This is a genomic window from Niveispirillum sp. SYP-B3756 (assembly GCF_009495745.1).
GTDB lineage: Bacteria > Pseudomonadota > Alphaproteobacteria > Azospirillales > Azospirillaceae > Niveispirillum.
The window spans coordinates 89,637-109,602 of record NZ_WIDQ01000006.1 but is presented as its reverse complement, the minus strand read 5'-3'; the positions used below and the strand labels follow the sequence as shown (position 1 = coordinate 109,602).

General features: G+C 62.4%; 18 protein-coding genes and 4 pseudogenes. 11 read left to right on the top strand and 11 right to left on the bottom strand.

All coding sequences use genetic code 11. The annotated features are described in order from the left end of the window. The first annotated feature begins 7 nt into the window (after positions 1-7). Together plsY and GE253_RS14100 are read left to right on the top strand one after the other, a co-directional pair. On the top strand, positions 8-631 hold the full coding sequence (plsY, locus tag GE253_RS14105; RefSeq protein WP_173012640.1) for a glycerol-3-phosphate 1-O-acyltransferase PlsY: 624 nt from the start codon (positions 8-10) through the stop codon (positions 629-631). Between the two features lie 270 nt (positions 632-901). Continuing rightward, positions 902-2,092, top strand: coding sequence for a hypothetical protein (locus tag GE253_RS14100; protein ID WP_153204764.1), 1,191 nt, complete (start codon positions 902-904; stop codon positions 2,090-2,092). Positions 2,093-2,241: 149 nt separating this feature from the next. On the opposite strand, the gene GE253_RS14095 is transcribed toward GE253_RS14100, so the two are convergent. From GE253_RS14095 to GE253_RS14085, 3 genes are all read right to left on the bottom strand, one after another. Next, a complete protein-coding gene (locus GE253_RS14095) occupies positions 2,242-3,210 on the bottom strand; it encodes a GDP-mannose 4,6-dehydratase (RefSeq protein WP_153204763.1) in 969 nt (322 codons plus the stop codon). A gap of 186 nt (positions 3,211-3,396) precedes the next feature. Then, positions 3,397-4,434, bottom strand: coding sequence for a GDP-mannose 4,6-dehydratase (gene gmd, locus GE253_RS14090; RefSeq protein WP_153204762.1), 1,038 nt, complete (start codon positions 4,432-4,434; stop codon positions 3,397-3,399). A gap of 119 nt (positions 4,435-4,553) precedes the next feature. Continuing rightward, positions 4,554-5,654, bottom strand: a complete 1,101-nt coding sequence (locus GE253_RS14085; protein WP_348770856.1) for an NAD(P)/FAD-dependent oxidoreductase — start codon at positions 5,652-5,654, stop codon at positions 4,554-4,556. Between the two features lie 267 nt (positions 5,655-5,921). On the opposite strand from GE253_RS14085, the gene GE253_RS14080 reads away from it, so the two are divergent. Together GE253_RS14080 and GE253_RS14075 are read left to right on the top strand one after the other, a co-directional pair. Beyond that, positions 5,922-6,242 (top strand): NAD/NADP transhydrogenase alpha subunit-like protein, encoded by a 321-nt coding sequence (locus GE253_RS14080; protein WP_247878661.1) that lies wholly within the window; start codon positions 5,922-5,924, stop codon positions 6,240-6,242. Between the two features lie 5 nt (positions 6,243-6,247). Continuing rightward, positions 6,248-6,889 carry a hypothetical protein gene (locus GE253_RS14075; protein WP_153204760.1) on the top strand — a complete coding sequence of 214 codons (642 nt, stop codon included), beginning with the start codon at positions 6,248-6,250 and terminating at the stop codon, positions 6,887-6,889. Positions 6,890-7,120: 231 nt separating this feature from the next. Here the strand turns inward: GE253_RS14075 and GE253_RS26685 are convergent. From GE253_RS26685 to GE253_RS14065, 5 genes and pseudogenes are all read right to left on the bottom strand, one after another. Continuing rightward, positions 7,121-7,273, bottom strand: a pseudogene (locus tag GE253_RS26685) (acetyl-CoA carboxylase biotin carboxyl carrier protein subunit); the annotation flags it as partial. 323 nt (positions 7,274-7,596) lie between these two features. Further along, on the bottom strand, positions 7,597-7,728 hold the full coding sequence (locus tag GE253_RS26535) for a hypothetical protein (RefSeq protein WP_282183230.1): 132 nt from the start codon (positions 7,726-7,728) through the stop codon (positions 7,597-7,599). Between the two features lie 82 nt (positions 7,729-7,810). Beyond that, a pseudogene (locus tag GE253_RS26270) lies at positions 7,811-8,539 on the bottom strand (carboxyltransferase domain-containing protein); the annotation flags it as partial. Beyond that, positions 8,506-9,564 carry a biotin carboxylase N-terminal domain-containing protein gene (locus GE253_RS26265; protein ID WP_247878659.1) on the bottom strand — a complete coding sequence of 353 codons (1,059 nt, stop codon included), beginning with the start codon at positions 9,562-9,564 and terminating at the stop codon, positions 8,506-8,508. The pseudogene GE253_RS26270 and the gene GE253_RS26265, both read right to left, overlap by 34 nt. Before the next feature lie 25 nt (positions 9,565-9,589). Next, a complete protein-coding gene (locus tag GE253_RS14065; protein ID WP_211101459.1) occupies positions 9,590-9,976 on the bottom strand; it encodes an amidase in 387 nt (128 codons plus the stop codon). Positions 9,977-10,152: 176 nt separating this feature from the next. Between GE253_RS14065 and GE253_RS14060 the strand changes: the two genes are divergently transcribed. From GE253_RS14060 to GE253_RS14045, 4 genes and pseudogenes are all read left to right on the top strand, one after another. Further along, positions 10,153-10,479, top strand: a complete 327-nt coding sequence (locus tag GE253_RS14060) for a hypothetical protein (RefSeq protein WP_153204759.1) — start codon at positions 10,153-10,155, stop codon at positions 10,477-10,479. A gap of 73 nt (positions 10,480-10,552) precedes the next feature. Then, positions 10,553-11,044 (top strand): hypothetical protein, encoded by a 492-nt coding sequence (locus GE253_RS14055; protein WP_153204758.1) that lies wholly within the window; start codon positions 10,553-10,555, stop codon positions 11,042-11,044. Between the two features lie 129 nt (positions 11,045-11,173). Beyond that, positions 11,174-11,674: pseudogene (locus GE253_RS14050) on the top strand (transporter substrate-binding protein); the annotation flags it as partial. Continuing rightward, positions 11,670-11,921, top strand: a pseudogene (locus GE253_RS14045) (ABC transporter ATP-binding protein); the annotation flags it as partial. The pseudogenes GE253_RS14050 and GE253_RS14045, both read left to right, overlap by 5 nt. 8 nt (positions 11,922-11,929) lie before the next feature. Here the strand turns inward: GE253_RS14045 and GE253_RS14040 are convergent. Further along, positions 11,930-12,418 carry a DUF697 domain-containing protein gene (locus GE253_RS14040; protein WP_153204757.1) on the bottom strand — a complete coding sequence of 163 codons (489 nt, stop codon included), beginning with the start codon at positions 12,416-12,418 and terminating at the stop codon, positions 11,930-11,932. A gap of 253 nt (positions 12,419-12,671) precedes the next feature. On the opposite strand from GE253_RS14040, the gene GE253_RS14035 reads away from it, so the two are divergent. Genes GE253_RS14035 through GE253_RS14025 form a run of 3 tightly spaced genes read left to right on the top strand, consistent with a single transcriptional unit; the run spans position 12,672 to position 18,176 of the window. Continuing rightward, positions 12,672-14,411, top strand: a complete 1,740-nt coding sequence (locus GE253_RS14035; protein WP_153204756.1) for an ATP-binding cassette domain-containing protein — start codon at positions 12,672-12,674, stop codon at positions 14,409-14,411. Then, positions 14,408-15,607: a prohibitin family protein gene (locus GE253_RS14030; RefSeq protein ID WP_153204755.1), complete on the top strand. Its 1,200-nt coding sequence runs from the start codon at positions 14,408-14,410 to the stop codon at positions 15,605-15,607. The genes GE253_RS14035 and GE253_RS14030 overlap by 4 nt, the downstream gene beginning before the upstream one ends. Positions 15,608-15,617: 10 nt before the next feature. Next, entirely contained in the window at positions 15,618-18,176 is a 2,559-nt protein-coding gene (locus GE253_RS14025; protein WP_153204754.1) for a hypothetical protein, read from the top strand. A 13-nt stretch (positions 18,177-18,189) separates the two neighbouring features. Here the strand turns inward: GE253_RS14025 and GE253_RS14020 are convergent, their stop codons facing one another. Continuing rightward, positions 18,190-19,161, bottom strand: a complete 972-nt coding sequence (locus GE253_RS14020) for an acyltransferase domain-containing protein (RefSeq protein WP_153204753.1) — start codon at positions 19,159-19,161, stop codon at positions 18,190-18,192. Between the two features lie 117 nt (positions 19,162-19,278). Continuing rightward, positions 19,279-19,893 (bottom strand): DUF697 domain-containing protein, encoded by a 615-nt coding sequence (locus GE253_RS14015; RefSeq protein WP_153204752.1) that lies wholly within the window; start codon positions 19,891-19,893, stop codon positions 19,279-19,281. Between the last annotated feature and the right edge of the window lie 73 nt (positions 19,894-19,966).

Here is a 19,966-nt window from a genome sequence, read left to right as displayed (position 1 = left end):
TGCCATCATGGCTGAACCGGCAACCGCTTCCCTGGCCTGGGGCCTGTTGATCGCCGCCTTTGCCGGCGGCTATTTCCTGGGCTCCATCCCTTTCGGGCTGGTGCTGACCCGGCTGGCCGGCTATGGCGATATCCGCAAGATCGGCAGCGGGAATATCGGTGCCACCAATGTGCTGCGCACCGGCAACAAGCCGCTGGCCGCATTGACCCTGATTCTTGACAGCGGCAAGGGCGGCATCGCCACCCTGCTGGCGCTCTATTTTGGTGGGGTGGAAGCGGCTGTGGCCGCCGCCGCCGGGTCCATGCTGGGCCATAGCTTCCCGGTCTGGCTGGGCTTCAAGGGCGGCAAGGGGGTTGCCACCGCCATTGGCGTGCTGCTGGCCATTGCCTGGCCGGTGGGCCTGTCTGCCTGTGGCACTTGGCTGCTGGCCGCCTTTGCCTTCCGCATCTCCTCCCTCTCCGCCCTGATCGCCATCGGCCTCAGCCCGGTGGTGGCCTGGTTCCTGGCCGGGCCGGCGGTGGCGGGCCTGTGTGTCTTCATCGCCCTGCTGGTCTTCATCCGGCACAAGGAAAATATCGCCCGGCTGCTGAAGGGTACCGAGCCGAAGATCGGGGCGAAGAAGAAGACATGACACGCTTATACCAAGAGCCATGGGTCACGGCTCCTGGTACTTACCCGTTCCCTCAACCTCAACAGCCGCCATGCTGACTACTGCTCTGCCACCGGCAGCTTGCAGTTGCTGGACGGTGCGCAACAGATCGCTGCGTCAAGCGCGGCAATTGATAAATTCAACCGCCATCAACCAACTACCCTCCGCACTCACGTGGTTAACGATTAATTATCCAAGGGCGATTATCATCGCCACCGGGAACCGCTGGCGTACGGGAAAGTTGGATACTCGATGGCTAACCTGCTGACGGCAGGCTTTTCATTATCGGGCTCCATATCAGCAATGGCGCCGATTCCAAGGCAAACCGCAGGAGCGACCATGCAGGATTCGGACAAGGCTGCAAAACATCCGATACGGTTCGCCCGCTCTTCATCTCAGCGCCTCAAACGTGTCTTTCTTGTGCTGCCGACGGCACCCACCCCCGGATTCGGGGACAATGACAGCGTACATTATCGTTCCCTCAATCGGGCTGAACATCTGGCTGCAAACGGTATCAACGCGATGGTCTGCACAATTGAGACATTGTCCGGTGCGGATATGAACGCTGGCGATGCTGCTATTTTTCAGCATCCGGTGGTCTCTCCCCACCTGCGGCAGATGGTCGATTCCATTCAGCGATCCAATGCGACGGCAGTCGCGGATATCGATACGCATAATATCGATATTTCCTTGGCGATGCGGGGGCCTGCCGGTCGCTTGGATATCCATTCAAGGGAGCAGATCCTGGCCGATCTTGCTGCCAGAACGGAAGCATTGCAGCTTTTCTCCACGGTGATTGTTCCGGACGAGCCATTGGCGATGCGTATCCGTCAGCTCTGTCCGGCAGGTCGGATTCAGGTTGTGCCCGATGTGCCGGTTCCAGCGGAAATTGCCTTGGCAGAAGCCATGCGTACTCTACCAGAAGCAATGGCGGAGAGGGCTTATGTAGCCTGCCTGGGTCAGCCGGAGGAGTTGGCAGAAATCCTGCCGGTTCTGGCGCCACGGCTGATTCCCATACTTTCGGCCGCAGGACTGACATTATTAGTCCAGGTGAATGTAACCGTGCCACCGGTGCTGCTGCAAAGCGGAAGGGTCCGCCCAATATTGCCGGCCAATCCGCAGGACCAACCGGCTCTGCTGCGCGTTTGCCGGTCCCTTGCTTTTCTGACAACTTCCGCAGACACCAGCGGCATCATTGCGTGGCGGGCTTTCATCCAGGCAACCCTGGCTGGAATCCCCTTCCTCGGCTTAAGCACGCCCAGTTTGGCGGATCGATTGGGAGGAGCGGGGCGATTGGTCGAAAATCTGGATGAATGGCTGGGTTGCCTGTCCGCAGTGCCTGCTCGCACCAAGCGGCGGCCCCCAGCAGCTGCGGGCTCTCTTATGCGAAAATTTCCCGTCCATAAAGCGCACAGAAAATTGATGGCCGCTCTGGGAAACTGATACCAATCTCCCTTGATCCTGACCGATCAAGGGAGATTTCAGGTGCCGGGCGCTGCCTCCGGCAGCTTGGCTTGCGCGCCCACGGGGTGCTGAGCCGGCGGTCGCCGGCCTCCAAACTGCTTAAAGGTCAACCTTTAGGTGGCTTGGTATCAGTTTTCCAAAAGCTTCGCCTGTTCGTGCTCAATCAGCGCGCGCGCGATCTGCGGCATGTGCATCTCGGCTTCCCATCCCAAAAGTTGCTTAGCCTTGGCCGGGTTCCCGACACTCCGGTCGATCTCCGAAGGACGAAAAAGCGTGGAGTCAATATCGACATGCTCTTTCCAATCCAGGCCCACCGCAGCGAACACCGCGGCGACAAACGCCTCCAGTGAATAGGTTTTACCGGTTGAAATCACAAAATCTTCTGGCTTATCACTCTGCAGAATACGCCACATGGCATCAACATATTCCGGTGCCCAACCCCAATCCCGCTCAATAGCAATATTGCCCAGGCGCAAATTCTCCTTACTGCCGTTGGCAATGCGCAGTGCGGTTGACACAATCTTCCTTGTCACGAAGCGGGCCGGTCGCAGCGGGGATTCATGATTGAATAAAATACCAGAACACGCGTGCAGCTTATACGCTTCCCGGTAATTGGCGACAGTCCAGAAAGAGGCAGCCTTTGCTGTGGCGTAAGGGCTGCGCGGATGGAAAGGGGTGCATTCATTGGCAGGTTCGGGCGTGTTACCGAAACATTCACTGGAGCCCGCATTGAACAACTTGGTCGGCCGGTCAAGCAGCTTCAAACATTCAAGAATATTAAGCGTTCCAACCGCAATACTTTCAAACGTTTCCACCGGCTGATCAAAAGAAAGCCCCACTGAGGACTGACCCGCCAGATTGTAAACCTCATCCGGTTGGACATTGCGGAAGACTTTGAACATGCTTCGAAAATCGTTCAACGCCAGGGAATGCGTTTGAACCTGACGCCGTATCCCCATAAGGGTCAAACTGTCGAAGCCACGTACCTGATCATCACGGGAAGTGCCATGGATCTCATAGCCTTTCGACAGCAGCAGCTTGGCCAGATAGGTGCCATCCTGTCCGCCAATTCCCAGGATCAATGCGACTTTACCCATCTTCAACCTCCCGGGAGAAAACCCACCCTATACTGGTCACACTGACCGCCGCTGAACCACAAGACATTAATCGCCAGCGCTACTCCCCGTTCCCGATAGAGCACAGCCATCGGGAACGGGGATCAACAGTAAAACCGCCTGTCCGCCGCGCTTCCTGTTCCTTGATAGGGCGACGCCAGCGCTCCGTCAGGCCATCAGCTTCAGATCGGATTCCATCATGTCGCGCACCAGTTCGGCGAACGGCGTGCTGTGCTTCCAGCCCAGCTTTTCCAGGGCCTTGGACGGATCACCCAGCAGTAAATCCACTTCCGTGGGGCGGAAATAGCGGGGATCGACCTTGACCAGTTCGCGGCCGCTGGCACTGCAACGCCCCACCTCGTCCACGCCACTGCCCGACCATGTGATGGTCACGCCGGTATGGGCGAAGGATTTCTCAACGAACTCCCGCACCGTATGCATCTCACCCGTGGCCAGCACGTAATCATCGCCGGCATCCTGCTGCAAGATGCGCCACATACCTTCCACATAGTCGCGGGCATGGCCCCAGTCGCGCAGGCTGTCCAGATTGCCCAGATACAGGCAATCCTGCTTGCCATGGTGGATGGCCGCCACCGCACGGGTGATCTTGCGGGTGACAAAGGTTTCGCCCCGGATCGGGCTTTCATGGTTGAACAAAATGCCGTTGCTGGCATGGAGGCCATAGGCCTCCCGGTAATTCACCGTGATCCAATAGGCGTAGAGCTTGGCAGCAGCATAGGGGCTGCGCGGATAGAAGGGGGTGGTTTCCTTCTGCGGCGTCTCCTGCACCTTGCCGTACAGTTCAGAGGTCGACGCTTGGTAGAAGCGGGTCTTCTGTTCCAGCTTCAGGATACGGATGGCTTCCAGCAGGCGCAGCGTGCCGATGGCGTCGGCATTGGCAGTATATTCCGGCGTCTCGAAACTGACCTGCACATGGCTCTGCGCCGCAAGATTATAAATCTCGTCCGGCTGGGTTTCCTGCACAATCCGGATCAGGTTGGTGCTGTCCGTCAGGTCACCGTAATGCAGCTGGAACCGCACATCCTTCTCGTGGATATCCTGGTAAAGATGGTCAATGCGGCCGGTATTCAGCGAGGAGGAACGACGCTTCACCCCATGGACGATATAGCCCTTGGACAGCAGCAGTTCAGACAGGTAGGCGCCATCCTGCCCCGTCACACCGGTGATCAACGCGACCTTGCTCAATTCACGGCTCCTGCGGATTTTGATAATTTGCTGATATTTAGCTTAATGGCTGGTTTTGTCTCATCATGCAACTGACATGTTTAAGTCGCCGATCTCCTCAATGTTACACATCTTTCACATTATCGGAGTCTTTCCGCAACTTCGGCCGCGATGGCCATGCAGGAGGTCAAACCGGGGGATTCAATCCCAAACAGGTTAACCAGCCCGGCGATGCCATGTTCCGTTGGTCCCTGGATGACAAAATCGCTGTCGCTTTCCCCCGGGCCGACCAGCTTTGGCCGGATGCCGGCATAGGCGGGAATCAGGGCTCCCGTCGGCAAGCCTGGCCAGTAGCGCCGCACCGCCGCATAAAAGCGTTCGGCACGGCCGGGATCCACATCATAGGTTTCCCGGTCGATCCATTCCACATCCGGGCCGAACCGGGCCTGCCCTCCCAGATCAATGGTGACATGCACCCCCAACCCCCCCGGTTCAGGCAGGGGATAAACCAGCCGGCGGAACGGGTTACGGCCGCTGAGCCCGTAATAATTCCCCTTGGCCAACCGCAAAGGCGGCACAAAGGTCGACGGGAGCCCCTCGATGGCGGTTGCCAGTTTCTGCGCCCCCAGCCCGGCTGCATTAATCAGGTTGCGGGTACGTAGACGCAGCGGATCGCTGCCCCCCACCAGCAACTCAATGCCATCCCCCCGAACCTCCGCCGCTTGCAGAGGGCTGCGGAACACCACCATACCGCCATGCTCTTCCAGGTCTGCCTGGAATGACAGCATCAAGGCGTGACTGTCGATAATGCCGCTGACAGGTGACAACAAGGCCTCGGTACAGGTGATTTCCGGCTCCAGCGCCTCTACCTGGGCCCTGGTCAGCCAAACCAGGCTGTCAACGCCATTGGCGATCGCCTTTGCCTGCAAGCCCAGCAAGCGATCATGCTGTTCTTCTGCGGTGGCCACAATGATCTTACCGCAGGCCTCGTGGGGAATGCGGCGCCGTTTAATATAATCATAGATCATCTGCCGTCCGGCGACGCAGAGGCGCGCCTTCAGGGAACCTTGCGGATAATAAATACCGGCATGGATCACTTCACTGTTTCTGGAGCTGGTACCCGAACCGATAAGGCTCTCCGCTTCCAGAACGATAACTTCCTGTCCTGCCAGGGCCAGATGCCGGGCAATAGCCAGTCCGACCACACCAGCGCCGATAATGACTGTTTCGACCTGTTCCACGCTTCCCCCGCTCCCGCTTGCCCGCGGCCTGATCCCTCGTGCAGCAATGACGGACCTTGGCAGGACCGTCATTACACAAGCCCGCTGCTTTCGCCAACAGCCCGACGCATCCCGCTTTGCACGCGCGTTCCAAAGTATATCGTATATTAGGCTTTAATACCTTAAAAACTTGATTTTCCAATTTTAAGGATATATATCCTATTTAAGAGATCGGCACCGCTCCCAGCGGTTGATGCCGGTGTCCTGATCCCAAAGTGAGAGGACAGAATGCAGACGTTCGAGATTTTCCACGATGCGATGGGCAACAGAACGGAAATTTTAGAGCCGTCGGATAGTCGTTACGCCATCGTCCTGGCGGCCGCCACAGCCAAAACCGTCGCGGTACCCGCGGGAACCCGGGTGGTGTTATTCAACGCCACCGGGCCCTTTTGGGTGGGATATGATAATATTCCCTACATTCCAACCGAAGATATCGTGGACGGCAGCGCTGGAGAATATTGTCCATCCGGCCGCAAGATCAGCGGCCGGCAGAGACTGGGATTCATCGCCCCTGCCGCCTGTACTGTTTCCCTCAGCTTTTTCAGGTGATCGTCATGGCCGGCACTTATTTCCTGCACTTAAATCCGGTGTCATCAACCGATCTCAGTCTTTACGCTCCCTTGAACCGGCCGAGCTTCACAGGCACGGTCAGTATTAAAGACGTTGTCCAACTGGCAGAGGGCAGGTCGGGCCAGCCAGCACTGGCCTTTACGGCCGATGCGGACACGGGCATCGCGCATCTGGCAACGGACAGTCTCAGCGTGGTTGGGGGCGGGGTGGAGGTGATGCGGGCCGCTGCCTTGCCGGGCGCCGTCAATGGCGTCCTGCTGGAAGCGGCCCCGACGGGCATCTCCCCAATCCTCACTGCAACCGGCAGCGACAGCCATATCGGCTTCAATTTCAACGCCAAGAACAGTGGCGGCTTTGCCTTCAACGCTACCGGCACGCAATTCGTCATCCAACCGACGGCGTCCTCGGTAAATTATCTGGCCATTACCGGTGCTGGCACCGGTACCGCACCGTCGCTGTCAGTACGCGGCAATGATGCGGATGTGGATATCGCCCTGCTGCCCAAGGGAACAGGCGGGCGGCTGCGCTTTGGGAATTTCACGGCGGGTGGGGCGTCAACCGTGACAGGCTACATTGAAATCCGCGATGCCAGTGGCACCATCCGCAAGCTGGCCGTGGTGGGGTGATCATTGGCAGGTTCGGCCTGACCAGGCGGCGGACACAGCACCGACCATTGACGGAACCGCTAATACCCAGTTGCGATGAGGTGAACTCATCGCAACTGGGTACGGCGGCGACTACCGCCGCGCGGCCCGTGCCGCGTGAAACCAAGCCAACAGATGTTGGCGCCGGCGTTTGAGGACCATGATCAGGACCGATCGGTTCTGATCATGGAAACGGAGTATAAATGCCAAGAGTCATGCTTCATGGCTCTTGGTATGAATCGCCTCCAGCGACAATAACGCATCACCCGCTGTCACCGGTCGGCCCGCCCGGCAATGGATGGCGGCGATACGGCCCGGTATTTTGGCCTGGATGGAGAATTCCATCTTCATCGCCTCCAGCACCACCAAAGGCTGGCCCGGCTCCACCCATTGGCCCGGCTCCACCAGCACCTTCCAGACATTGCCGGAAATATCCGCCTGCACGGCATTGTCATCGGCAGGGGGCGGGGCTTCATCCGCAGCGTCGCTGCTGCCAGCCTCATCCGTCTGCCAGCGCGCCACCTCCGCTGTGAAGGCTACCTGCTGGTGGGTGCGGAAGCTGGTGATCGCATCGGCCTCATCCACCCAGGCCTCCTCGTGAGCGGCAAGGTCGAACATGTCCTCTTCCAACCGCACCTGGACGCGACCTGCGCGGAAATCGCCGCGGAACCGATCCAACTCCAACTCTGTCACCGGATAGAACTGCACCCGGTCGAAGAAACGCAGCAGCCAGGGCTCCGCCCCGAACTGGCGGTTGGCCAGGAACTGTTCCAGATCGGCACCGTCCGCCCCACCAGTTGATAGCCGCCGGGGCTGTCCATGCCATAGATGCACATATATAGATGCCGCCGATCCCACCGTGCCTTCCGCCGTATAAGTGCGGGCGGGGTTGTATTTGCTGGTCAGCAGCCGGTGACGCGGGTCCAGCGGCACCGCACAGGGGGCACCCAGATAGACATCGCCCAGGCCCAGCACCATGTAACTGGCCTCAAACAGCGTATCCCTCACCTGATCCAGGCGTTCCAAGCCGTTGATCCGCTGAATGAAATCCACATTGTTGGGCAGCCACGGCGCCTCTTGCTTCACCGTCTCCCGATAGCGGGTAACGGCACCCAGCGTGGCGGAATCTTAAAATGCCAGCGGCAGGTGCACGATGCGGCTGGGCACCTTCAGCCCCGCCACCCCGCCCAGCCGGCTTTCCAGCTCCAGCAATCTATCGACCAGGGCCGATTGGCTGATGATTCTGCTGTCATAATGGATCTGTACGGAACGCACGCCGGGTGACAGTTCCGCGACACCCTGGATATTGGCCGCCTTCACCGCCTCCATCAACAGATGGATGCGCAGGCGCAGCCGCAGGTCCAGCACATTCTCCCCACATTCCAGCAGGATATATTTATCCCCGGCCTGCCGATAGGGGACCATGGGGCGTTCGTCACTGGCCGGCAGCCGGGTCAGAATACAGCTTTCCGGGTTGATCAACGCCGGCAGCGGCAGCGGGCACGCCGACAGGGTGGCAATCGCCGCATCCTGGGCCTGTTCCAGGGCCAGGGTGTCGGCAAAGCTGACCGGGCGGAAACGGATCGTGTCACCCGGCTTCACCTGCCCCACCTTCCACAGGTCGGCCTTGATGATGGTGGCGGGGCAGACGAAGCCGCCCAGGCTGGCCGCGGTTCCGGCAACAGGCTGAAATCAGGCACGTCGCCGGCGGTGATGCGGATCATCCATTCCACCAGATCCAGGCCGGTTACCGCCTCTGTCACCGGACGTTCGACCTGCAGCCTTGTATTCACCTCCAGGAAATAAAACGCATCACGGGCACCATCATGGATGAATTCCACCGTGCCGGCAGAGACGTAATCCACCGCCAGACCCAGCCGCACAGCGGCATCCAGCAGGCGGCGACGGGTTTCCGGCGGCAATCCGGGGGCGGGTGTTTCCTCAATTACTTTCTGGTTGCGACGCTGGACGGAACAGTCACGCTCACCCAGCGCCACCACATGGCCGCGACCATCGCCGAAAATCTGCACTTCCACATGGCGGGCATCGGCGACGAACCGTTCAATGAAGACCCCGCCATCTTTGAAAAAGGACTGGCCCAGCCGCTTCACACTGTCGAAGGCGGCGACCAGTTCCTCCTCATCGGCGCAGCGCTGCAGGCCGATGCCACCGCCGCCGGCGGTGCTTTTCAGCATGACCGGATAGCCGATTTCCGCTGCCGCCTGCTTGGCCTCAACCACATCTCGTAACAGGTCTGTGCCCGGCGTCAGCGGCGCGCCGGCGGCCCTGGCAATCTCGCGGGAGGTGTGTTTCAGACCAAAACGGCGGATCTGGTCGGGCGTGGGGCCGATGAAGACAATCCCGGCAGCAGCGCATTGTTCCGCAAAATCGGTATTTTCTGACAGGAAGCCATAACCGGGGAAGATGGCTTCCGCCCCCGTTTCCTTGGCGATTTGAATGATACGACCGCCGCGCAGATAGTTTTCCACCGGCGTCTGCCCCCCCAGCGACACCGCCATGTCAGCGGCACTGACATGCAGGCTGTCGGCATCCGCGTCGGAATGGATGGCGACAGAACGGATGCCCATCCGCTTCAAGGTGGCGGCAATGCGCACAGCGATTTCGCCGCGGTTGGCGATCGGGACGGTCTTGAACATCGGCTGCTTTCCATTTTGGGCGCGGTCAGGTGTTGGCATTTTGCTGATTGCGCAGGCGCATAAAGGCCCGCCAGCCGCCCAGGCTGGTGATGTCGGCGGCCCCTTGCGTGGCCCAGGCTTCGCACAGGAAGCCCTGCACATGCCGTCCATTCACCAGTTCCAGGGTGCCGATGCCCAGCGGCGGCGGGATCAGCGCCACAAACGACCCGTAATGGGCGACCGGCATTTCCCACAGTTCCACCGCGATGGGCGTCCCCTCCCCTGTCCGCAGCAGCCCCGGCTTGGGTGGCACGGTGCCCGGCAGGGCGTAGAGGTGGCAGGCCGCCGATGTCAGCGTGCTTCCCGGCAGAACGGCACCGCGTTCGGTCAATTGCCCGTTCAGCGGCATGTCCGACAGGTGCGCCCCCACCACGGCCAGGGTGATATATCCGGGCCGACCCGCGTCCCCCGCCCGGTCCGCCTGCGGGAGCGACAGGGTGGAGGCGCCGCGTTTCCAGGGGCTGGCCGCCTGCCAGATGCAGCTATACCAGTGCCGAAGATGCCGCCCCCAGCGGCAAGGACCGCTCCAACGATGTCAATCTGGACTCCGTGCGCGTGTTCGTTTCCGGTTCGCTGACCGATACGATCAAGGCGACCTTCAACACAGAACGCGACAGCGACGGGAATTTGAAGCTGCTGGACGGCTATGCCCGTTTTGAATTTTCCGATGAATTCAATATCTGGGTCGGCCGGATGCTGCCGCCCAGCGACCGGGCCAATCTGGACGGTCCCTATTACATCAATGCCTGGTCCTATCCCGGCGTGGTGTCGCAATATCCGGCCAAGTTCGCCGGGCGTGACGATGGTGCCACCCTGTGGGGCAAGGTTGCTGACAAACGGCTGACCTACGCGTTCGGCGCCTTCAAGGCGCCATAACCGCATCAAAGGTGCCAGCAATGAAGGCGACAAGCTGCTTTATACCGGGCGGCTGGCCTACAACTTCCTGGATGTGGAAGACAACCCCGCCTATTACACCAGCAGCACCTATTACGGTGCTGCCGATGTGCTGACCCTGGCCATTGCCGGAGCCTATCAGCCCGATGGCGTGGGCACGGCGCGTAAACCGGGCGATTACAGCACCGTCAGTATTGATGTGCTTTTTGAAAAGAAGCTGGGGTCAGCGGGGGCGGTCACCCTGGAAGGGGCCTGGTATTCCTATGATACCGACAATGTGGGTGGCATTGTTGCCGGTGATGCCTGGATGGTGGCGGCAGCCTATCTGCTGCCGGGCAAGGTCGGGATCGGCCAGTTCCAACCCTTCGCCCGTTACCAGACCTTCAACCCCGACGCCCTATCCCGCGATATCAAGCAATATGATCTGGGCGTGCATTACGTGATCAAGGGCCACAGCGCCCGCGTCAGTGCGGAATATTCCAACATCGACAGCGGCACAGGCGGCAAGCAGGACCGCTTCACCCTGGGCCTGCAATTGCAGTTCTGAACTGCCACGCACCGGCCTTTGGCCGACCGCTTCTTCGATTTTCCTCATTTACCCGCAGACGGGAGAAAATCAATGTCGCGTCGTCATTTTCTGCGTTCGGCCGTGCTGGCCGTGACGGGTGCCGCTTTGATGCTGGGCAGCGCCGGGGTGGCCCTGGCCGGCGACAAGCCGCCGATCAAGGTCGGCATTCTGCATTCGCTCTCCGGCACCATGGCCATCAGCGAGACGACCCTGAAAGACGTCATGCTGATGCTGATTGAGGAGCAGAACAAGAACGGCGGCGTGCTGGGCCGCAAGCTGGAACCGGTGGCGGTGGACCCGGCCAGCAACTGGCCGCTCTTCGCCGAAAAGGCGCGCGAGCTGCTGGCCGTGCAGAAGGTGGCTGCCACCTTCGGCTGCTGGACCTCTGTTTCGCGCAAATCCGTGCTGCCGGTGTTTGAGGAACTGAACGGCATCCTGTTCTATCCGGCGCGGTATGAGGGGGAGGAAAGCAGCCGCAACGTCTTTTATACCGGGGCCGCCCCCAACCAGCAGGCCATCCCGGCGGTGGATTACCTGATCGGCGAAGGGGTGCAGCGCTGGGTGCTGGCCGGGTCTGATTATGTCTATCCCCACACCACCAACAAGATCGCCGAAATTGCTGCTGGTCGATGAGCCGGTGGCCGGGATGACGGATGCGGAAACGGCGGAAACCGCCCGCCTGCTGCGGGAAATAGCCCAGACGCGATCTGTCGTTGTGGTCGAACATAACATGACCTTTGTGCGCGACCTGGATGTGAAGGTGACGGTGCTGCACGAAGGTTCCGTCCTGTCCGACGAATCTCTGGACCATGTCAGCGCCGATCCGCGCGTCGTCGAAGTCTATCTGGGGCGCTGAACAAGGACTTAGCGCCGGGCCGCAAACTCGCGCTCCAGTTCCTGGCGTATGGCCTGGGCGCTGATGCCGTGCAGGCGCCCGCCACCCTCGAAATAGCGGATGAAGACACGGCCCAGCGCATAGGTGCCGAACCCGGAGAAAGCGGCCATGGTCGTCAGTCCAACAAGACCCGCAACACCCGGCAGCGCATTGACCAGCAACTGGGTCAGCAGGGAGGAGGCGCTTTTCGGCACCAGCACGCCGATCAGGACGCCAACCAGGGCCTGGATGGATTCCAGCGACACGGTTTCGCCATACAGTTCCGCAAGTTCCGTCACCATCTTGGTCTGGACCACGGCCAGGGCAGCAAGGTCCATCACCGGAACCGGGACGGCCCCGGCAGCGACGCCCCAACCCGCATAACGCGCCAGGATGCGGGAGGCCTTGTCCAGGCGGCAGGCCAGCGCGTCCGGCAACAACGCTACGGGCGGACGCTGCTCTTGCTCTTGCTGGGACATGGGTGGCGATCCCTTCTCTGGTCGGGCCCTGGCGGGTGACGGGCTCCAGATATCATGCCGGCAGGGGAAGCAACAACCACCGGGTTATCGAAGGCGCGGCAGGGCACCATCGTTGCAGGCCTGAGAGGAGGCGGCTTCCCCGCCACCCCTTTTTCAGATATGTTCCGGCCAATAGTGGCGACTGCTGCGCGAGCGGGGTAATTACATTGCTTATGTTTTACACCTGCGAGCACTGGGCCTCGCGGAGCCCTTCATGATGGCTGAAGGCATGGACGCCTCCAGCAGCGCACGCCCCTTTGCTGCGCGCGTGCTGTCGGCCTTGGCCGGTGCACCAAAGGCCGCTGCTGGCCAGGACCGCTTTCAGTCCCTGCGCGATGCGCTGGACCGCACGCGCACCGTCACCCTGCAGCAGTTGGCGCAGGCCGCCATCCTGGCTGCCTGCTGCGGCACCGCCGTGCTGGCCGTCATCAACAAGGCGGCGGCGCTGGCATCCGATGACGGTTATTCGCTGGTCTATGTCTTCCTCTTCTTCATCCTGATCATCGGCTACAACCTCGCACAGAAGTTCTTCACCAAGGGGGCGGCGCGGGATCTGGAAATGGCGCTGCATGACATCAGGGGTGTCACGGCAACCCGCATTGCCCGCCTGGACCTGCGCCATTTCGAAAGCTTCAGCAACGAGCGCTTCTACAGCGCCCTGGTGCGGTATTACGAGATGATCTCGATGGGGATCGTCAACCTGTTGTCGGGTGTGCAGTCGGGCATCCTGTTCCTGTTCAGCATCTGCTACGTCTTCTACCTGTCACCGGCGGCCTTCCTGCTGACCCTGGTGGCCGTGGGGTTCCTGACCTACGGCTATCTGATGAAGGCCGGCGAGACGGACGGCGCCCGGCAGGAGGCGGCCGTAGCGGAGACGCGGCTGATGGACGGCGTCCATGATCTGATCCAGGGTTTCAAGGAACTGAAGCTGGACCCGGCCAAGCGCGCCATCGTGGTGGATGAGATCAAGGCCTGCAGCGCCCAGGCAGCAGAGCGGCGGTCCCATGCCAACGACGTGCTGACGGACCTGATCGTCTATATCAACAGCACCTTCTACCTGCTGAGCGGCGCGGTGGTCTTTCTGTTGCCGCTGTTCAGCCAGGGCAGCCACGAACAGATCGAGCGGCTGGTGATGGTGGTCTTGTTCGCCGCCAGTTCGCTGATGAGCGGGGTGGGTGCCACGGTGCAGACCGTCGCCGGCGTGCGTCTGGCGGCCCAGGGCATTCGCGCCTTCGAGGGCGAGTTGGACGGACAGGTGGAAACCCATGACGACGACGTGGGCACCACCACCCCGCCGCCGTTCCGGTCGCTGGCGTTGCGCGACGTGCACTACACCCACGCCACCGGCAATGGCGACCAGCGCTTCAGCATCGGCCCCATCAATTTCGATGCGCGACCGGGGGAGATCGTCTTCATCACCGGCGGCAATGGATCGGGCAAGTCCACGGCGCTGAAGGTGATGACAGCCCTGTACCCGGCCATGGGCGGGCAGTTGCTGCTGAACGGCGCCCCTCTGGGCGTGGGCGCCACGGAAAGCAATCGTCGCCTGTTCGGCACCGTGTTCGCAGAGTTCTACACTTTCCACCGCCTGTTCAACATCACGGCCGAGCGTGAGCCGGAGATGTGGCGGTTGCTGACGCAGATGCAGTTGGCGGAAAAGCTGCCCGGCGGCCTGATGAACGGCTTCAACCCTGCAGCGCTGTCTACCGGCCAGCGCAAGCGCCTGGCCCTGGTGATTGCTTTGCTGGAGGACCGGCCGATCCTGTTGTTCGACGAATGGGCGGCGGACCAAGACCCGGAATTCCGGGCCATCTTCTACCGCGAGATCCTGCCCGGCCTGAAGGCTGCCGGCAAGGCGGTGATCGCAGTCACCCACGATGACCGCTACTTCGATGTCGCCGACCGGCGCTATCACATGGATGAGGGCAAGATGCGCGAGCTGACGGCGGCATGACCACATCCAAGGACCACTCATCCACCGGCCCCGGCCCCAGTTCTGCGCCCAAGCCCGCGCCGACGCCGGTGAAACCTGACCTTCGGGCGCGGTTTCGCGCATGGCGGCGTCGCCATCGGCTGAACATTCTGCTGGCGACGCTGATCCTGACCTTCGCGGTCGTCATCCTGGCTGACCGCATCTTCATCAACATCCCTTCGGGCTCAGTCGGGGTACTGTGGCTTCGTCTGACCGGCGGCACCCAGATCGGCTTTCACTATAGTCCCGGCCTGAAGATCATCGCGCCCTGGGACCAGATCTTCATCTACGATGTGCGTCTGCGCCGCATGGATGAAACAGTGCAGGCGCTGACCCGCGATGGTCTGGCGGTGGATGTCGAGCTGACCGTGTCCTATTTTGTGGACCGCAATCTGGTGGCCAACCTGCACGAGACCCTGGGGCCGCAGTTCGAAGACACTTTGATCCGTCCGACCATAAGTTCCGAAATCCGCAACGCGGTGGCGGAACTGCGCCCGGATGACCTGTACAGCATCAACCGGACGGCGCTGGAACAGCGCGTCGCCCGTCTGGTACGCGGGGTGCTGGCACGCAGCAACCTGGATGTCGGCGGCGATAACCAATTGATCAACATCCAGGACATCTTCATCCGCAACATCACCCTGCCCCAGTCGGTACGGACCTCCATCGAGCAGAAGATCTCGGAGGAGCAGAACGCCTTGCGCTTCCAGTTCGTGCTGGAGAAGGAACGGCTGGAAAGCGAGCGCAAAGCGATCGAAGCGCAAGGCATCCGGCAGTTCCAGGATATCGTCTCCAACGGCATTTCCGAACGCTATCTCCGTTGGAAGGGCATCGACGCCACCTTGCAACTGTCGAAATCGCCCAATGCCAAGGTGGTGGTGATCGGCGCGCAGAACGGCCTGCCGCTGATCCTGGACACCAGCGACAAGCCCAATGCCGACAAGACACCGGCCGAGAGCCCGCGCGCCAAAGCCCCCTCGCCGGTCAGCGGTTCCGGATCGGAGGGGGACGCGGCATCGGCCGTCTGGCCCCCACCCCTGCCGGATACAGTCGATCCCCTGGACGCCGGTGCAACCAAACCAGCCGCCGCCAAGCCGGAAGGTGGAAAGACCAGCGGCGTAAAGCCCGGGACGTCGGCCGCCGCGCTCGCGGCTGGCCCCGCCCCGGCCAAGCCGTGACACAGCCGCTATGACCTGCCGCCGCCGTTTGGCCTTCGCGGCCACAATCATTCTTTGCCTGGTGGCCCTCGCTGTGGTGACCCCCCGGCTGATGGTGGCCTCTTACCGCCGGTCCGTCACGCCGGCCCCGGTCACCGCCATTGCCGCTTACCGCGATGCCTACAATGGTTCGGAAACGCTGCACGCTGTGGCACGCGCGCTGGTGCACGACCGCCCCATGCTGGTGGCGGTAGGCGAAGGCAGCCTTATCCTGACCAATGACGAGGGCAACCATCTGTGGACGCGGCAGGAGGCGCCCGGTCGCAGCGAACTTTATGCCGTGACCGGCGGCCCTGCCGGCTTCGTCGCGGTCGGGTCGGGCGGAACCGCCACCCTTTCCGCCGACGCCATCAACTGGCAAGAGGTTCAGACCGGGGTGGAGGGCACCTTGACCGCCATCGCGGCATCGCGCGACCGCTATGTCACCATCGGCCCCGCCGGCATGGCCAGTTCCAGCGATGGCCGACACTGGCGCCCCACCGCGCTGCCCCAGGAAGCCAACCTGATGGCAATCACCTATGCCGGCGATCTCTTCGTCGCGGTGGGTGAAAACGTCAGTGCCGTCTCATCCAACGGGCTGGACTGGCGTCTGTGCAAAATGTCCGAGGGGGCGGTGCTGCAAAGCATCACGCATTCGCCCAGTCTGGGCTTCGTCGCTGGCGGCGCCGACGGCCTGTTGCTGCGATCCCGCGATGGCTGCCGATGGGCGCCCCTGGGGCCAGTGCCTGACGCCACCATTCGGGCCGTCCTGGCAGTGCCCCAGGGCATCGTGGCCACCGGCACCGGCGGCATCATCGGCCTTGCCTGGCCAGGCAAGGCCTGGCAGGAGGGGGTGTCCGACGCCCGCTATAACCTGGAGTCCCTGGTCCGCACCGATGACCGCATCGTGGCCGTGGGCACCGGCGGCGTCATCCTGTCATCCGCCGACGGCCGCCGCTGGCAGGTGGAACGGCCGTCAGCGGGTCAGCCCATGCTGGGCGCGATCTTCAATGGCCGCTTCACCGCCGTGGGCGGGGGGGGCAGCATCCTCACCTCCACGGATGGCGAGAACTGGACCCGCCGCGTTCCCGCCACCCGCCGTGTGCTGTGGGGCCTGGCCCAGCACGATAACGGGCTGATCGCCGTGGGCGACCGGGGCTTGGTCATGATGTCGCGCAACGGTGTGCTGTGGTCCTCACGGTTCAGCGGCACCCGCACCGACCTGCTGGGCGTGGCCGCCTTTCGGCGCCAGCTGATCGCCGTGGGGCGGAACGGCACCATCCTGACCTCTCCCGATGGCGATGGCTGGACCCCCCGGCGCACCACTGCGCCCAACCGCTCGACATCGCTGGCGCTGTGGGCGGTGGCGAGCGCCCGGGACTATGTCGTTGCTGTGGGCGAGAATGGCCTGATCTCCGTGTCGCGCGACGGCACGACCTGGAAGACCCTGCCGCCCCTGACCCGCCAGGATCTGCTGGCCGTCATGGCCAGCGGGAACGAAGCCGTGGCCGTCGGAACGGACGGCGTCATCCTGCGCACCACTGACGGCAATATCTGGACGCAGGAAACCAGCGGCACGCAGGAAAAGTTGTGCGCCGTGGCCTTTTGGCAATCCACCGTCATTGCCACCGGTAGCGGCGGCACCATCCTGACCTCCGCAGCCCCCGGCCAATGGACAACCCGTGCCTCCGGTACGCAAAGCACGCTGTGCGCAGCAGCAGCAGCCGGTGGGGGCGTGCTGGTGGCACTGGGTTACAGCGGCGCCATCTCCCATTCCTTTGACGGTGGGGTAACGTGGGAGGCGACGTCCCAGCGTGTTCGGGAAGGCTATTGGCTGGCCCGGGCTGACGGCGATGTCATCGCCACCGGCACCGCCGTGGACCACGGCAGGGTGGGCGCCACACGTTCCCCTGTTGTCGGCATCAGCGCGCCCCTGTTGGGCGACGGTTACTGGGTGGCCACCCGCGACGGCCACGTGCATGTTGTGGGCGCGGTACCTGATTTCGGTGAGGTCACCACCAAGCTGGAACCGGGGCAGGAGATCGTTGGCATCGACCACACGCCGTCGGGGCTGGGATATCGCCTGCTGGCACAGGACGGCGCGATCTTCTGTTTCGGCAATGCCCTTTGCGACCTGCCGGCCGGCCTCGGCTCCCCGGCAGAAAAACCCGCAAGTGCGGCGGTCGACATCGTCAGCGCTCCGGTGGGGGAAGGCTATGGCATACTCTATGCTGATGGCCGTGTGCGAACCTTCGGTTCTCTGAAATATCTGGGGGATGCCCCCACCTTGGGCCAGCGTGGAGAGGGGGCCGCCAAGGCCCTCAGCATCACGTTGCAGCCCAAGGGAGAGGGGTACTGGATACTGGCGAACGATGGATCGGTGACGGGTGTGGGCGCGGCCCCCTCCTTCCCGGCCACCGATGCAGCGCCGATGACAGGGACCGGCCGGCACAGTCGGCGGCCGGTCGCCATCGCCGCCCGCGCCGACGGGAACGGCGTCTGGCTGGCCATGTCGGACGGACAGGTGATCGACCGTAGTCCGCCGCCATAAGCGGTTCGACCGATCAGACCGGCCGCAATGCTGCGGCCAGTCGCTCAATCGACTTCAGGCCACTGGCGAAGGGCGACAGGATGGTGAAGACCTGGGACGGTGATCCGGGCGGCAGGCACAGGCGGGTCAGCGTAGCCAGCGTGCCGGACGGGCTGAGGTCGATATAGATCGCCCCGCCCCGCCCCTCCAGCGTTCGGACCATGGGGCCGACATGCATCTGACTGCGGGCGATGCGCCAGAACAGGTCCGGCGTATCGGGCATGGCCCAGTCCTGCAGGCTGGCGGAATGACAAGGACAATGGCCCGCCTCAAGCCGTATCTCGGCGGTCATCGCCCGGCTGGCCGCCGCCGCCGGTTCAATCCAGCGGGAATGGAAGGCGAAGGGAACGGGCAGGGCCTGGTAAGGCAGATGCAGGCGGTCCAGTTCCATGGTGATCGCCGGCATGGCTTTCGCCTCGGCAGACAGCACGAAATGCTCATCCGACGTAACGCCCGCCAGCTCGCTGCGGCTGCTGAGGATGGGGTTGCTCCGCCAGATGTCGGGGCTGGCCAGCACGGCGACCATACCACCCGGCGCGCAATGGCGAGCGTAGAGCGCGGGCTGGCGCGCCACGAGGTCCAGGGCTGTTTCCAGCGGCATCATGCCGGCGACCACCATGGCCGCGAATTCTCCCAGGCTGACCCCCGCCACCTGATCGGGCACGATGCCGTGATGTTCCAGCGTGCGGGCCAGCGCCACCTCGGTCAAAAAGATGGCGGGGTGAGTGATGGGCAGGGCGTCGAAGACGTCGCCCAGGCCCCGCCCCGGGGCGTAGATGGTTTCCAGGACAGGCCGGCCGAAATTTTCCCGCAGGAAACGATCGCCCCAGCTCATCCACTGGGCGAATATCGGATGGCCGCGAAACAGCTCCGCCCCCATCTGATAGTACTGCGACCCTTGGCCCCCGAACAGGAAGGTGACGGGCAAGGTGCCAGAACCGCTCATGCCAAGACCTCAAAAAGCCAGACGGCGTTCCCGCAGGAACGATCGCGCATACTCACAGCAAAAGGCGCGGCCAGGGAACCCGGCCGCGCCCAACGCTGAAGGGGTGGAAAGTCGGGATCAGGCCGCCGCAGCATCCTTGGCTTCCTTGGCCTCACGCTTGGCGATCCGGGCCAATTGCTTGCCCTTCTCATACTGCTCACGCGCGAAGGCCTTGAACTTGCCGGCGTCCAGGTTGAACAGCGATCCGCCTTCCTCATAGTGCCGCACGAACACCCTGCCGATGGCATAGGTGGACGCGCCAGCCGCGATCGGCATGGTGGCGGCGGACAGGGCCCAACCGATTCCCGGAACGATCTTGACCAGGCTGCCAACCGCCAAGCCGCCGCCCAGACCGCCGAAGGTGCCCAGCAAGGCCCCCTGGAGCGAGCTGCCGAGGCTGCTGCTGAAAGGCTTGCCATATAGCTGGGACAGTTTCTGGATCATGCGCAACTGGATGGCGGCGATGCCGGCGACATCGACCAGGGGCAGCGGCACGGCGCTGAGCGCGACCGCCGCCACCACGTAGCTCTTGATCTCATTGCTGGCCAACAGCGTCAGTGCGACGTCGTGGCGGACATCAGGCCCGGGGATCACCACGGCCGGCGCCGGTGCAGCATCGTCCACCATCGCGGCCAGGGCTTCGGGCGTGACGGCGACCTCGGGCGCAACATGCGGGACGGGCTTTTCAACCATCGGGAAACTCCATGATCGGCATGGTGGGGGCGGCTGAGAAATTCGCCCTATAATAGCAGTTTGGTGCGGGTTT